Genomic DNA, 14,768 nt, shown 5'->3' on the forward strand with positions numbered 1-14,768 from the left:
GAGGAAAGGCGGTCACTGCAGCTTGCTGCGCACGGCCCGCATGGCCAGGACCAGCGTGACGACGGCGATGCAGGCCATGGGCCAGGCGTTGGCCCACAGTTCCGCGGCCGGCATGGCCTTCAGGAAGCTGCCGCGCAGGATGATGAGGAAGTGCTTGAGCGGCAGCGCCTCGGCGGCCCACTGCAACACCTCGGGCATGTTCTCGACCGGCGTCGCGAAGCCGGACATCAGCACCGCGGGCACGGCCAGCGCGAAGGTGCCGAGGATGGCCTGCTGCTGCGTGGAGCAGGCGGCGGAGATCATCAGCCCGGTGCCGACCATGGACAGGATGAAGAGCAGCAGGCAGGCGAACAAGCCGCCGAAGGAGCCGGTGAACGGGATGCCGAAAACCAGGATGCCGGCGCCCACCATCACGGTGGCCAGCACGGTGCCGATCAGGAAAGCCGGCAGCATCTTGGCGACGATGATTTCCATCGGCGTGCAGGGCGACACCAGCAGCTGGTCGAAGGTACCCAGCTCGCGCTCGCGGGCGATGGACAGGGCCGTGACCAGCAGCGTGATGAAGGTGACCAGGATGCCCGCGAGGCTGGGCACGACGAACCAGCGGTAGACGAGGTTGGGGTTGAAGGCATGGCGCAGCGCCACCGGCTCGGCCTGCGGCTGGCCGGCCAGCGTGGCATTGCTGCGCGCCGTGATGGCCTGCAGATAGCCCAGGGCCACCTGGCTGCTGTTGGCTTTGCGGCCGTCCAGCAGCAGCTGCGCCTCTGCCGGGCGCCCGGCAGAGCGCTCGCGCGAGAAGTCCTCGGGGATGACGAGGGCGGCCAGCACCAGCTGGCGGTCGATCAGCGTCGCGATCTCGGCCTCGCTGCTGGCCGCATGCACGCGCTTCACCAGCGGCGCGGCGGCGATCTGCTGCACCAGCTCCTGGCCGCTGCGGCCGGCGTCGCGGTTGTAGACGGCCACATCGATGTTGCGCACCTCCAGCGTCGCCGCGAAGGAGAACACCAGCAGCTGGATGATGGGCGGGCCCACCAGCACCATGCGGCTCTTGGGGTCGCGCAGCACGCACAGCAGCTCCTTGACCATCTGCGCGCGCAGCCGGCCGAGCACGGGCCCAAATGTTGACCGCCAAGCGGCCAGCCAGGTCTTGAACATCAGGACACCTCCAGGCTCTTGCGCGTCTTGGCGCGCACCGCCGCAAAGAAGAACAGGCCGATCAGCGCCAGAGCGCCGAGCTGGCGCAGCAGCAGCGGCCACACGTCGCCGGCCAGGAATAGCGTCTGCAGGCCGCTGTTGAAGTAGCGCGCCGGCACCACATAGGTCAGCCACTGGATGACGCGCGGCATGGACGCGATCTCGAACAGGAAGCCCGACAGCAGCATGGCCGGCAGAAAGCCGGTCAGCAGCGCCACCTGGGCGGCGACGAACTGGTTGCGCGTGACGGTCGAGATCAGCAGGCCCTGGCCCAGGGCCGGCAGCAGGAAGACGGCCGCCAGCAACATCAGCGCGCCCCAGGAGCCGCGCAGCGGCACGCCGAACAGGCCGACCGCCAGGCCGGCGCCGATCAGCGTGGCCAGCATGCCAAGGCCAAAGTAGGGCAGCAGCTTGCCGACCAGGATCTCGACGACGCCGGCCGGCGTGGACAGCAGGCCTTCCATCGTGCCGCGCTCCCATTCACGCGCGACGACCAGGGCCGTCAGCAGCGTGCCGATCATCGTCATGACGATGGCCAGGGCGCCGGGCACCAGCGCGCGGCGGCTCTCCATCTCGGCGTTGAACCAGAAGCGCGGCTGCAGCTGGATGCCGCCGGTTTGGCCGCGCCGCTCGGCCAGCCAGGACTGCACGACGCCCTGGGCGTAGTTGGCGACGAAGTTGGCCGTGTTGGGCTGGGAGCCATCGGTGACGACCTGCACCAGCGCATCTCCGCCACGTTCCAGGCGCTGCGCGAAGTCGGCCGGGATGACGACATAGCCGCGGATGCGCCCGCCCACCAGCGCACTGCCCAGCTCGCGCCGGTCGCGCGCCGGCTGCACGGCGAAGAAGCGGCTGCCACCGAAGGCCGCCGCCAGCTCGTGGGCCGGCTGGCCGTCGCTTTCGAGCGCCAGGCCGATGGGCACCTTGCGGATGTCCAGCGACACCGCATAGGCGAACAGGAAGAGCAGCACGACGGGCAGCACGAAGGCCACCAGCAGCGTGGACGGGTCGCGCAGCACCTGGCGGCTCTCCTTGGCCACGATGGCGGCCAGCCGATTGACGTTCATGCGGCCTCCTTGAGGGGCTGCTCGCCGGGTTCGTCGAAGCGGCGGATCAGCTCGATGAAGGCCTCCTCCATCGTCGGCTCGTGCGCCGGGCCGCTGGCGACGCGGCGCTTGAGCGCGTCCGGCGTGTCCAGCGCGATGAGCTGCGAGCGGTACATCAGCGCGACGCGGTCGCAGTACTCGGCCTCGTCCATGAAGTGGGTCGTCACCATGACGGTGACGCCCTTGCGCACCAGGCCGTTGATGTGGGTCCAGAACTCGCGCCGCGTGATCGGGTCCACGCCCGAGGTCGGCTCGTCGAGGAAGAGCACGGACGGCCGGTGCATCAGCGCGCAGGCCAGCGCCAGGCGCTGCTTGTAGCCCAGCGACAGCGAGTCCGGCGCCGTGTCGAGGAAGTCATCGAGCTCGAAGGTCTCGATCATCTCGGCCACGCGCTGGGCCTTCAGCGCGCCCGACAGGCCGTAGACGCCGGCCGAGAACTCCAGGTTCTGGCGCACCGACAGCAGGCCGTAGAGCGAGAACTTCTGCGCCATATAGCCCAGGCGGTTCTTGGCCTGGCTGGCGGCCCGCGCCAAGTCCAGCCCGACGACCTGGGCCTGGCCCTCGCTGGGCTTGAGCAGGCCGCACAACATCTTGAAGGTGGTGGACTTGCCGGCGCCGTTGGGGCCGAGCAGGCCGAAGATCTCGCCCTTGCGCACGTCGAAGCTGACGCGGTCGGTGGCCGTGAAGTCGCCGAAGCGCTTGGTCAGCTCGCGGCAGGAGACGGCCACGTCGCTGTCCAGCCGCACCGGGTCCATGCGCTCGGCGATGGCGGAGCGGCCGCCGGGGCCACCACCCAGCAGGTCCACGAAGGCATCCTCGAAGCGCGGCGCCACGGCGCGCAGCTCGCCGCCGCTTTGGAGCGCGGCAGCTTCGAGTGCGGCGCGGCCGGCGGCGGCGTCCTGCTCGCGCAGCACCAGGCGCAGCGCGCTGCCGTGAATGACGCCGTCACCCACCTGGGGCAGGTCCAGCAGCGTCGCCAACAGCTGACGGCGGTCGCCCTGCGGATGCTCGAGCAGGAAGCTGCGAGCGGCCAGGCGCTCACTCAAGCGCGCCGGCGGGCCCTCGAACCGGAGCTGGCCGTGGTCCAGCAGCAGCACCGTCTCGCACTGCTCGGCCTCGTCCAGGTAGGCGGTGGACCAGACGACGGCCATGCCCTCGCCGGTCAGCGCGCCCACCATGCGCCACAGGTCCTGGCGGCTGACGGGGTCGACGCCGACGCCGGGCTCGTCCAGCAGCAGCACCTGCGGCCGCGCCATCAGCGCGCAGGCCAGGCCGAGCTTCTGCTTCATGCCGCCGGACAGCTTGCCCGCCAGCCGCTCGGTGAAGGGCCCCAGGCGCGTGAACTCCAGCAGCTGGTCGAAGATGCGCTTGGTCTCGGCGGCCGGCAGCGAACGCAGCCGCGCATACAGGCGCAGGTTCTCGAGGACCGTCAGGTCTTCATACAGGCCGAAGCGCTGCGGCATGTAGCCGGTCAGCTGGGCGAGCTCGGCCTGCTGCCTGACCGTGTCGCGGCCGAGCACGGAGATGCGGCCTTCATCGGGCTTGAGCAGCCCGGCCATCAGGCGCATCAGCGTCGTCTTGCCGGCGCCGTCGGGGCCGACGAGGCCGGTCAGCCGGCCCGGCTGGATGGCGGCGCTCAGGCCCTGCAGCGCCGTGACGCCGCCGGGGAAGCGCTTGATGACGCCGTCGATGACGACGCTGGCGGAGGAAGTGGCTGGCATGGTGAGCGCCTTCAGGACTTGGCGGCGGGTTCGGCCAGCTCCACCGTCACCGGCATGCCCTGGCGCAGCACCTGGGCGGCGCCGGGCACGGCGATGCGCAGGCGATAGACCAGCTCGGTGCGCAGTTCGGTCGTCTCCACCGACTTGGGCGTGAACTCGGCCTTGGACGCGATGAAGCCGACGGTGCCGCTGAAGGTCTTGTCGCTGCCATCGGCCTTGACGCGCACGGCGCGGCCGGGCTGCAGCTGGGCCAGCTGCGCGGCGCTGGCGTAGGCGCGCACGTAGACGGGGTCCTGCAGCGACAGCGTCAGCACCGTCTGCCCGGCATTCACCATGCTGCCGGCCTCGCGCACGCGGGCCGACACCAGGCCGTCGGCCGGGGCCAGCAGGCGGGCGTCGGCCAGGGCCGTCTCGGCCTGGGCGACCTGGGCCTCGGCCAGCGCAAAGCGTGCCTGGGCCACGGCGATGTCCTCGCGCCGGCTGCCTTCCAGCTTCAGCGACAGCCCCTCGCGAGCGCTGCCGAGGGCGGCATGAGCCTGATCGCGCGCGCTGCGAGACGACTCCATGGCCCGCTCGCTGATGGCGCCGCTGTCCAGCAACTCGGCCTGGCGCCGGTACTGGCGTTCGGTCTCGGCCACCACGGCCTCGACCTGGTGGACGGCTTCGCGGGCCTGGGCGATCTCCTGCTTGCGGCTGCCGCGGCGCAGCTTCTCCAGCTCGGCCAGCGCCATGCCGCGGTTGGCCATGGCGGCGGCCAGCGCGTCGCGCAGACTCTTGGCATCCAGTTCGGCCAGTGCATCGCCGGCCTTCACGAGGCTGCCCTCGTCCACGGCCAGGCGCAGGATGCGGCCTGGTTGGCGGAAGCCCATGTCGACCTCGCGGATGTCGACATTGCCGAACAGCTGCAGGGGGCGGGCGTCGGCGGGGCCGCGGTCCCACCAGGCGTAGGCGGCACTGCCGAGCGCGAGACTCAACAGGACGACGGGGGCGATCTTCTTGCGGTTCATCGAGCGGTCCTTGGCATGCAGCGGGGGCGGTGGCGGGCCGCATCGCGCTGCACTGCGCGGCCCTGCGTTCTCATGCCGCTCATTGCAAGGCCCGGGCGCAACCGGCGCGTTTCAGCGCCCGGCGCCGTTGTTTCCGTTGAAACACGGTGGGTCGCCCGAGGCTCGGTTTCATTTGTAATTCGCGGACATCGCCGGTTAACCGCCAAGCGGCGGCAGCAAAGCGACACTGGATCGACACCGACTTCCACCCCCGCCCGTGTCCAGCTCAACCCCCACCGCCACGCGCCATGCGCAGTTCGTCGACGTCGGCCGCGACACGGCGGAGCTGTTGACGCTCTGGCTGGCCGAGGCCGGCCTGCAGGTCGGCGCCGGGCAGCCGCCGCAACTGGTGTTCGCCGAACGCGCCTATCTCAAGCATGGCGAGCGCGACTGGCTGCACGCCATCACCGCGCGCTGGCCGGGCGTGCCCGTCGTGCTGCTGTCGCCCACCCTCTTTCCCAGCGTGCCGGCGCGGGGCGACGTGGCGCGCGAGCTGGGCGTGGCCGCCGTGCTCGCCACGCCACTGGGCCGCGAGCAGCTGCTGCAGACCGTGCGCGAGCTGTTGGCCGCGTCATGAAGCGCATCTCGCCCTCCGTGAGGCAACTGGCCTGGGCCGGCGGCCTCGTCATCGCCGCGCTGGCGGGCCAGGCGGTCTACGAGATCTGGCAGGGCTACAACGAGGCGCTGCGCTGGACGGAGCGCGAGCTGTCGGCCCAGGCCCGCGTGGTGGCCGAGCAGACGGCGCGCAGCGTGCAGGCCATGGACGTGACGCTGCGCAACATCGCCGAGCGCATCGTCGAGCGCCCGGCGCTGATGCAGGACACGGCCACCATGCAGCGCCTGCTGCAGGACAAGGCGCAGGGCCTGGTGCAGTCCGACGGCCTGGTGCTGATCGACCCGCAGGGCAATCTGAAGAACGTGTCGCAGGCCAAGCCCGAGGCGATCAGCCATTTCAACGTGGCCCATCTGTCGCCGTTCAACCAGTTGAGTGTCCGGCCGGGCGGCGAGCTGCTGATCGACCAGGTGCGGGCCAGCCCCGGCACCGGGCGCTGGGTCTTCCCCATCGGCCTGCGCATCGAGGCGCCGGACGGCCGCTTCCTCGGCGTCGTCGGCGCCCAGGCCAAGGTCGACTACTTCCAGGACTTCTACCGCGAGGGTTTCGGCACCCAGCGCATGCGCATCGCCCTCGTGCACCGCAACGGCTGGCTGCTGGCCCGCAACCCGCCCGCGCCGCAAAGCCTGGGCAAGAGCCTGGACGTCGTGCACCGCCTGCTGCCAAGGGACGCTGCCATGCAGTCGGCTTTCGAGCGCCTGCCCAGCCCGGTGGACGGCGACGACCATTTCGCCGCCCTGCACCGCGTGCCCGACTACCCCCTCATCGTCGTCGCCGCGCGGGACTACACGACCGCGCTGGAGCCCTGGCGCAAAGGCGCCGTCGTCACGGCCCAGCGCACCGCCGCGCTGTGCCTGCTGGCCAGCCTGCTGCTGTGGCTGGCGCTGCGCCAGCTCTCCCGGGCTCAGCGCGCGCGGCAGGCGCTGCAGGTGTCGGAGCAGCGCTATGCCCTGGCCGCCGCCGGCTCCGACATGGGCCTGTGGGATTGGGACCTGGACAGCGGCACCGCCTTCGTGTCGCGCCGCGCACGCCAGCTGCTGGGACTGGCGCTGTCGCCCGAGCTGGAGCCCATGGCCGACGTGCGCGACCGCCTGGCCATCCACGCCCAGGACCGCGCCGCCTTCGACGCCAGCCTGGAGGCGCATCTGCGCGGCCACAGCCCCGCCTTCGACATCGAGTACCGCGTGCCCGAAGCCGAAGGCGAGGCCTACCGCTGGGTGCATGTGCGGGCGCTGTGCACCCGCGGCATCGATGGTCGCGCGCAGCGCCTGGCCGGCTCGGTCAGCGACATCGACCAGCGCAAGCGCGCCGAGCAGGCCCTGCAGCAGAGCGAGGAGCGCTATGCCCTGGCCATGGCCGGCTCGCGCGCCGGCCACTGGGTGTGGAATGTCGCCAGCGACGAGCTCTTCGTCTCCGAGCAGTACCACGAGCTGGTGGGCCTGCCGCCCGACAGCGCGGTGCGCTCGCGCGATGACTTCTTCGCAGCGGTGGACGCCGCGCCCGAGGACATCGCCCGCGTGCGCGAGCTCAGCATCGAGCTGGTGGCGGGCAGCCGCGAACAGGCCGACCACGAGTTCTGCATCCGCACGCCGCAGGGAGAGCGCTGGGTGCTGACGCGCGCCAAGCGCTTTGCCGATGCCGCCGGTGGCCTGCGCGTGGCCGGCGTCAGCGTCGACGTGACCGAGCGCAAGCTGGCCGAGCTGGAGCACCAGCGCCTGGAGGAGCAGCTGCGCCAGGCGCAGAAGCTGGAAGCCATCGGCACGCTGGCCGGCGGCATCGCCCACGACTTCAACAACATCCTGGCCGGCATCCTCGGCTACGGCGAGATGGCGCAGAAGGAGGCGCCGCCGGACAGCCGCCTGCGCCGCCACATCGACGCCGCCCTGGCCGCCGGCCTGAGGGCGCGGTCGCTGGTCGAGCGCATCCTGGCCTTCAGCCGCAGCGGCCTGGGGCAGCGCGTGCCGGTGCATGTGCAGTCGGTCGTGCGCGAGGCCCTGGATGCGCTGGAGACCTCGCTGCCCGCCGGCGTGCGGCTGCAGGCTCGGCTCGAAGCCGGCGACGCCGGCGTGATGGGCGACCCGACGCAGATCCACCAGGTCGTCATGAACCTGTGCCTGAACGCGGCCCAGGCCATGAAGGCGGGCGGCAGCGTGAACGTGGGGCTGGACGTCATCACGCGCGGCGAGCCGCTGGCCGTGGCCACCGCGCGGCTGGCGCCGGGCGACTACCTGCGCCTGAGCGTGGAGGACAGCGGCGCCGGCATGCCCGCCACGCTGCTGGAACGCATCTTCGACCCCTTCTTCACGACCAAGGAGATCGGCGTCGGCACGGGCCTGGGCCTGTCGCTGGTGCATGGCATCGTCGGCGACCTCGGCGGCGGCATTGACGTCAGCAGCCGGCTTGGCGAGGGCAGCTGCTTTACGGTCTACTTGCCACTGCGCGCGGAGGGCGGCGTGGCCCGCCCAGCGCCACGGGCCGCGGCCGTCGAGCCGGGCCAGGGCGAATGCGTGATGGTGGTCGACGATGAGGAGACCCTGGTGCGGCTGGCGGAGGAAATGCTCGCGGAACTCGGCTACGAGCCGGTCGGCTTCACGTCGGCCCAGGCCGCGCTCGACGGGCTGCGCGCCGACTCCACGCGCTTCGATCTGCTGCTCAGCGACGAGGCCATGCCCGGCATGACCGGCACCCAGCTGATCGCCCAGGCGCGCGAGCTGGCGCCGGACCTGCGCGTGCTGATGATGAGCGGCTTTGTCACGCCGGGCCTGCAGCAGCGCGCGCGGGAGCTGGGCGTGCTGCAGGTGCTGAACAAGCCGTTGCTGGCCGCAGAGATCGCCGCCGCGCTGGCGGCAGCCTTGCGCGCGAGCCGCAGGAGGACGAATGAACGGCAGCCCTGATACCGCCCGGCCGCTGATCGCCGCGGTCGACGACGACCCGACGGTGCGCGACCTGCTGGTCGACTACCTCAGCGACAACGAGCTGCGCGTGCGCGTGTTCGAGAGCGGCGCCGGCCTCTACGATCTGATCGAGCGCGACACCGTCGACCTGGTGGTGCTGGACGTGCGCCTGCCCGGCGAGGACGGCATGCAGATCGCCCGCCGCCTTCGCGAGCAGCTGCCCACCCTGCCCATCCTGATGCTGACCGGCCGCGTCGACGAGGCCGACCGCGTCATGGGCCTGGAGCTGGGCGCCGACGACTACCTGACCAAGCCCTTCTCGCCGCGCGAGCTGCTGGCGCGCATCCGCGCGCTGCTGCGCCGCGCCCAGGCCCAGGCCAGCGTGGCCGACCAGATGAACCGCGTGCGCGGCTACCGCTTCGCCGGCTGGGAACTCAGCACCGGCCTGCGCCGGCTGAAGGACCCGCAAGGCCAGGACGTGGAGCTGACCAACGGCGAGTTCAGCCTGCTCGTCGCCTTCCTCAGCGCGCCGCGGCGCACGCTCACGCGCGACCAGCTGCTGGACCTCTCGCGCCTGCACAACGCCGAGGTCTACGGCCGCTCCATCGACGTGCAGATCCTGCGGCTGCGCCGCAAGATCGAGCCCGACCCCAGCCACCCGGCCTTCATCGTCACGCAGCGTGGCGAAGGCTATGTGTTCAACGCCGACGTCGGCCTGATCCGCTGAGGGCAGGCGCCGCGCGGGCGGCGCTTCTGTTGCAAACGCAATCGGCCGCGGCGGCGGCGAAACCTGGCATCAACCGGGGCGCGCGGAAATGAGGGCCTCGAAGCCCTCAACGTGCCAGGAGCCCCGATGCGATCCGCCCCCCGACCGACCCTGAGCGCCCTGGCGCTGTCACTGGTCCTGCTCACCGGCTGCGCCACCACCGTGACGCCCCCCGCACCGGCCGTGCAGGCCGAGCAGCAGGCACTGCCCATCGCCCCCTGGTGGCTGGGCCTGGACGATGCGCTGCTGGCCGCCCGCATCGAGCTGGCCCTGCGCCGCAACGCCGACCTCGCCGTGGCCGCCGCGCGGCTGCGCGAGGCACGCGCGCAATTGCAGGAAGCCGGCGCGGCGCGGCTGCCGCAGCTGTCGCTGGAGGTAGCGGCGGGCCGCAGCCGCGGCGCCGACGTGCCGCCCATGCCCGGCACGCAGACGCGGTTGAGCGCGGGGCTCGTCGCCGGCTATGAGCTCGACCTTTGGGGGCGGCTGGATGCAGGCGATGCCGCCGCCCGCGCGCGCCTGGCCTCCGAGGGTTGGGCGCGCGCCGCCATGGCCTGGAGCGTCAGCACCCAGGTCGCCGAACTGCACACCAGCCTGGGCGCGCTGCAGCGCCAGCTCGAGATCGGCGCTGCCGTCGTCGACGGGCGCCGCCGCACGCTGGCCCTGCGCGAACGCGAACTCCGCGCCGGCGCCGGCAGCGAGTTCGAGCTGCGCCGCGCCGAGGCCGAGCTGGCCGTTGCCGAGTCGACGCTGGCCACGCTGAAACGCCAGCAGCTCGCGCGCAGCGGCGCCCTGGCCCTGCTGCTGGGCGATGCCGCCGCCGACCTCAGAACGCCGGCCCTGCCTGCCAGTGTCGCCGTCGCCCCGCTGCCGAGCGGCGAGTTGAGCGATCTGCTGGCCCGCCGGCCCGACGTGCAACAGGCCGAGGCGCTGCTGACGGCCAGCGCGGCCGAAATCCAGGCCGCGCGCGCCGGCCTGCTGCCCTCGGTGCGCCTGAGCGGGCGGCTGGGGTCGGACGCCCACGAGCTGTCGCAATGGTTCAGCGGCCCCGGCCTGGCCTGGTCGCTGGCCGGCAGCCTGGTGCAGTCGCTGTTCGATGGCGGCCGCAACGCCGCCCGCGTCGAGCAGGCCGAGGCAAGGGGTGATGCCCAACGCGCCCGCCATGCCCAGGTCCTGCGCCAAGCCGCCGTCGAAGCCAGCGAGGCCCTGGCGGCGCTGGCGGTGCAGCAGCAGTCGCTGGAGGCCGGACAGCGCCGCAGCCAGGCCATGGCCCGCGCGCTGCAGCTCGCCCAGCGCGGCCGCGAGGCCGGCGCCTTGAGCCAGCTCGATGCACTGGACGCCGAGCGCCAGCATTTCCAGGCCCAGCTCGATGAAGTCGAGGCGCTGCGCGCCCGGCGCGTCGGGGAGCTGGTCGTCTTCAAGGCACTGGCTGCCTCCGGAGGTGAAGCATGACGCCGCGATCCTCCCGGCTGACGCTGCCCGGCGGCCGCCAGCTGGGCTATGCCATCTACGGTGCGCCCCATGGCCGCCCGGTCTATTTCTTCCACGGCTTCCCCGGCAGCCATGAGCAGGCCGCGCTGGTGCACGAGCAGGCCGCCGCGGCCGGCATCGCGCTGGTGGCCTTCGACCGCCCGGGCTTCGGCGACTCCAGCCCCGCGCCGGACGCCGAGGTCGAGGACATCGTGGCCGACGTGGACGCGCTGTCCCGCCATCTCGGCCATGGGCGCTTCGCGGCGCTGGGCATCTCCTGCGGCGGTCCCTACGCGCTGGCCACGGCGCGCCTGCTGCCCGAGCGCGTCGCCGGCGTGGGGCTGCTGGCCGGCATCGCGCCGATGGACCGGCCGGAGCTGATCGCAGGCCAGCACCCGATGCTGCGCCTGATGTTCCGCCTGGCCCGGCACTCGCCCTGGCTGATCAGTCCCCTGCTCGGCCTGGACTGGCTGATGTTCCGCACCCGGCCCGAACGCGCCGTGAAGGCCCTGGCCGGCATGCTGACGCCACCCGACCGCGCGCTGCTGGCGGCGGATGCGGTCGTGGGCCGGCGCTTCGGCGTCAGCCTGTCCCGCGCCTACGCCCAGGGCATCGCCGGCGCCATGCACGAGGCCAGACGCATCGCGCGGCTGCGCAGCGATTCGCTGGATGGCATCAGCGCGCCCGTGCATGTCTTCCAGAGCGGCCACGACCGCAACGTGCCGCCCGCCATGGGCGCCTGGCAGGCCCAGCGCCTGGCGCTGGCGCAGCTGCATGCCTGCCCCGAGGACGGCCATCTGAGCATCGTCGTCAACCGCTTTGCGGAGTGCATGGCCCGGCTGCTGCGCCGCGACATGCTGCGCATGGAGTCCTGGCGGTGAAGCCCTGGCTGCAGGGCTTGCGCGGCACGGCCACGTCGGTCGCGCTGGCCCTGTTCTCCCTGGCCGTCGTGGCCCTGCTGCTGAGCCGCAGCCGCCGGCTGTTGTTCAGCCTGCTGCCGGCCCTGCTGCTGGCCGGCCTGGCTCAGGTCTGGCTGGCGCGGCAGCGCACGCCGCTGCCCGTGGCCGAGCCGGCGCAGGCGGCCTCCCATGTGCTGCTGGCCGCGCAATTGCCACGGGTGGCGGAAGAAGTGCTGGGGCGCGGCTGGGATGTGCTGCCGGCCCTCCACGGCGATGCGCCCATGGGCCCGGCCGCCTTCCTGGGTGTGCATGTGCTGCTGTACGCAGCCGGCGCGCTCGCCTGCCACGGGGTCTTCGAGCGGCGCTGGCGCTCGGCCCTGCTGCCCCTGCTTTTCCTCGTGCTGGCGGGCGGCTGGGGCAGCGTGCTGCTGCACAGCTTCTGGGCCTGGCGCACGGGCAGCCATGTGCCGGGCCTGCTGTCGGCACAGCTGCAATGGCTGCTCGCGCCCTGGGCACTGCGCCAGCTCTGCGGCTCCAGCGTGGCAGCTCTGCGCCTGGCAGCACTGTGCACGGTGGCCTATCTGCCGGCGATGCTGTTCATGGCCTGAGCCCGATCCGCCTTCGGCGACTCAGGGGAAGTGAGTCACCGTCGGCGTGCCCGCCGCGTTGCAGCTGGTCTGGCCGCCTGTGTTGTTGATCGGGTGGACGATGCCCCCGTTCGACCCCAGGCAGACCGAGATGATGCTGTGGAAACGCACATTCGGATTGACCGGCGTCTCGACCGCGCGCTCCAGGAAGATGTTGGGGTTGGTGAACACGCTGTAGACCCCCAGGCCCCAGGCCTCGTGGCTGGTGACCCAGTCGGACACCTTGTAGGAGGCGTAGCCGCGGCCGGTGGCGCTGTTCCAGCCGGCCTGGCTGGGCGGGTCGTAGGGGATCTCGGACTGGTAGAAGTAGACCCGGCCGCCGTTGCCGTTCCAGACCACCTGGTGGTTCTGGAAATGCTCGACGAAGAGGCCGTAGATGGTCACGTTGTTGCCATTGACCCAGAGGCCATGGGCCGACGGGTTGGTGCCCCAGCCCACGCCCGCGCCATGGTCGGCGCGCCACAGCCAGGTGTGGTCGACGATGGTGTTGTGGGCATTGATGCTCAGGCCGAAGGCCGCCCGGCCCGCCGCCGCGCCGCCGACGCGGAAGAACAGGTCGTGCAGCACGATGGGGTTGGCCGCATGGCTGGCGCTGGCGCCGTTGGGGCCGACCTCCATCAGCACGCCGGATTCGGCCGCACCCGCATCCAGGAACAGGCCCGAGATGGTGAGCCCGTCAACGTCAGCCGTCTTGATGAGGGGCTGGCCGTTGTCCGAGCGCAGCGTCGGGAAGCCGATGCCCAGCACCACGGTGTTGGGGTTGTTGACCTGCAGGGTCTGCGTCAGCACATAGATGCCGGGCGTGAAGAGGAGGTGCCGGCCGGCGGCGAGCTGGGCGTTGATCGTGGCCGCGCTGTCCGTCGGCTTGGCGATGAAGAACTGGCTGATGGGCAGGGTCGTGCCCGGCGTGGTCGCACCGTTGGACCAGGTGATGCCCGCGCTGTTGGTGCGCAGCGAGGGCACCCGCACGGCATAGCCGCCATTGCTGTCGATGAAGAGATAGGGCTTCTCGCGCACTACCGGGGTCTCGTTGACCTTGGTGTAGCGCTGGCCCTGGGTCGGGAAGTTGCCGGCCGGCGCATTGGGCACGCCGACGAAGACCATGTTCCAGCCCGAACCCGTCCAGCTGCCCCACTGGCTGTTGCGCGAGATCCATTGCTGCTGGCTGGCCGAGTTCACCTGGCCGTCGACCAGCACCTCGGAGAACCAGCCGCCGCTGGACCAGCCATTGTTCTGGTTCAGCTTGATGTTGCCGCGCACATGCATGCGCCGGAAGGGAATGGCCTGGGACACGGCCCATTGCATGGTGTTGTTGCCGATGCCGAGGCTGGGCGTGACGGAGAAGTTCTCGGCGCCGCGCCAGAAGTTCTGGGTCGCGTTGTCGCCGCCCAGGAAGGCATCAGAGCGCAGGTCGCCGTTGACATGCACCTGGTCCGGGTGGCTGCCCAGGCCCAGCACCTGGGTGTAGAAGCCCACCGGGATGCGCAGGCCGTTGTAGGTGCCCGGCGTCAGCAGGATGGCGTCGCGGCGATCGCCGAAATGGTTGCCCTGCTGGGCGTTGTAGACCTCGTTGATGAGGCCCTGCAGATTGGGTGTCGACGGATTGACGATGCGGACGTTGGGCCCGAAATCGGGCGCCGGCCCGGGACCGGGATTGGCGATGACGAACTGCTCCCAGGCGCCGACGGTCTGGCGGTTCGCCACCAGCGCGCCGCCGATGTTCAGGTCGGCGCTGACATAGAGATTGTTGGCCGCCGCACGCAGCGCAACCGTGCCATTGGATTGGGGCACCAGCGTGAACTGCTCCCAGCCGCCGATGCTGCCGCGGTTGGCGATCAGCCGGGCCGCATTGGGCGCAGCCAGGCCGATGTCTGCCGCCACGAAGTTGCCGCTGGCGGTTGCCCGCAGGGAGACGGTGCCGTTGGCGTTGCTGACGATCTCGAACTGCTCCCAGGCATTCGCGGCAGGTGCCGTCGCCGTCAGATAGGACGTGCCCGTCGCCGTCGCGCTGACGAAGCTGTTGTTGGCGACGGCCTGCAGCGTCGCCGCGTCGGCCAGGGTCAGGCTGCTCAGCAGCGCGGCCAGCATGCCGCCCTGCAGGATTCGCCCGAGGGCGGTCTGTCTCATCCCGATCATTGCTTGTCTCCTGTTGTTTGGCGGTTCCGCCATGGCGGGCGCCCTGTTGTCGCCATGTAGACCGGCGGAAAACTGGAACCGGTTCCACAGACAGGCGCGAGTTGAGCATTTCCGGGCCGGGGATGGCCTAGGGTTAGCCCGCCGACAGCGCGATCGGTCGCGCGGCCACGCCGGCGATGTGTCGCCGGAACATGTGTCAGCCTGCGCATCGGAGGCGACGCCATCGACGGCGAGCCCGCCTCCTACACGGCCTCCCAGGTCACGGTCTGACACTCATCG

General features: G+C 71.4%; 11 protein-coding genes. 6 read left to right on the forward strand and 5 right to left on the reverse strand.

The annotated features are described in order from the left end of the window. Positions 1-12: 12 nt before the first annotated feature. Genes AC07OY_RS08115 through hlyD form a run of 4 tightly spaced genes read right to left on the reverse strand, consistent with a single transcriptional unit; the run spans position 13 to position 5,028 of the window. Positions 13-1,155, reverse strand: a complete 1,143-nt coding sequence (locus AC07OY_RS08115; RefSeq protein ID WP_495042045.1) for an ABC transporter permease — start codon at positions 1,153-1,155, stop codon at positions 13-15. Beyond that, a complete protein-coding gene (locus AC07OY_RS08120; protein WP_495042046.1) occupies positions 1,155-2,261 on the reverse strand; it encodes an ABC transporter permease in 1,107 nt (368 codons plus the stop codon). The genes AC07OY_RS08115 and AC07OY_RS08120 overlap by 1 nt, the downstream gene beginning before the upstream one ends. Then, complete coding sequence (locus AC07OY_RS08125; protein WP_495042047.1) at positions 2,258-4,021, reverse strand: ATP-binding cassette domain-containing protein; 1,764 nt, start codon at positions 4,019-4,021, stop codon at positions 2,258-2,260. The genes AC07OY_RS08120 and AC07OY_RS08125 overlap by 4 nt, the downstream gene beginning before the upstream one ends. A gap of 11 nt (positions 4,022-4,032) precedes the next feature. Beyond that, entirely contained in the window at positions 4,033-5,028 is a 996-nt protein-coding gene (gene hlyD / locus AC07OY_RS08130) for a secretion protein HlyD (RefSeq protein WP_495042048.1), read from the reverse strand. A 256-nt stretch (positions 5,029-5,284) separates the two neighbouring features. On the opposite strand from hlyD, the gene AC07OY_RS08135 reads away from it, so the two are divergent. The 6 genes from AC07OY_RS08135 (at position 5,285) to AC07OY_RS08160 (ending at position 12,314) form a co-directional block, all read left to right on the forward strand. Continuing rightward, the gene (locus AC07OY_RS08135) at positions 5,285-5,644 is read left to right on the forward strand and encodes a hypothetical protein (protein ID WP_495042049.1); all 360 of its coding nucleotides are present in this window, start codon (positions 5,285-5,287) and stop codon (positions 5,642-5,644) included. Beyond that, entirely contained in the window at positions 5,641-8,574 is a 2,934-nt protein-coding gene (locus tag AC07OY_RS08140) for an ATP-binding protein (RefSeq protein WP_495042050.1), read from the forward strand. The genes AC07OY_RS08135 and AC07OY_RS08140 overlap by 4 nt, the downstream gene beginning before the upstream one ends. Next, positions 8,558-9,301, forward strand: a complete 744-nt coding sequence (locus AC07OY_RS08145; RefSeq protein ID WP_495042051.1) for a response regulator — start codon at positions 8,558-8,560, stop codon at positions 9,299-9,301. Before AC07OY_RS08140 ends, AC07OY_RS08145 begins: the two co-directional genes overlap by 17 nt. A gap of 126 nt (positions 9,302-9,427) precedes the next feature. Then, positions 9,428-10,789: an efflux transporter outer membrane subunit gene (locus AC07OY_RS08150; RefSeq protein WP_495042052.1), complete on the forward strand. Its 1,362-nt coding sequence runs from the start codon at positions 9,428-9,430 to the stop codon at positions 10,787-10,789. Continuing rightward, complete coding sequence (locus tag AC07OY_RS08155; protein ID WP_495042053.1) at positions 10,786-11,688, forward strand: alpha/beta fold hydrolase; 903 nt, start codon at positions 10,786-10,788, stop codon at positions 11,686-11,688. Before AC07OY_RS08150 ends, AC07OY_RS08155 begins: the two co-directional genes overlap by 4 nt. Further along, positions 11,685-12,314 (forward strand): hypothetical protein, encoded by a 630-nt coding sequence (locus tag AC07OY_RS08160; protein WP_495042054.1) that lies wholly within the window; start codon positions 11,685-11,687, stop codon positions 12,312-12,314. The genes AC07OY_RS08155 and AC07OY_RS08160 overlap by 4 nt, the downstream gene beginning before the upstream one ends. A gap of 21 nt (positions 12,315-12,335) precedes the next feature. On the opposite strand, the gene AC07OY_RS08165 is transcribed toward AC07OY_RS08160, so the two are convergent. Continuing rightward, complete coding sequence (locus tag AC07OY_RS08165) at positions 12,336-14,489, reverse strand: pectate lyase-like domain-containing protein (RefSeq protein ID WP_495042055.1); 2,154 nt, start codon at positions 14,487-14,489, stop codon at positions 12,336-12,338. Between the last annotated feature and the right edge of the window lie 279 nt (positions 14,490-14,768).

The organism is Roseateles sp. GW821-FHT09H10 (genome assembly GCF_059415865.1).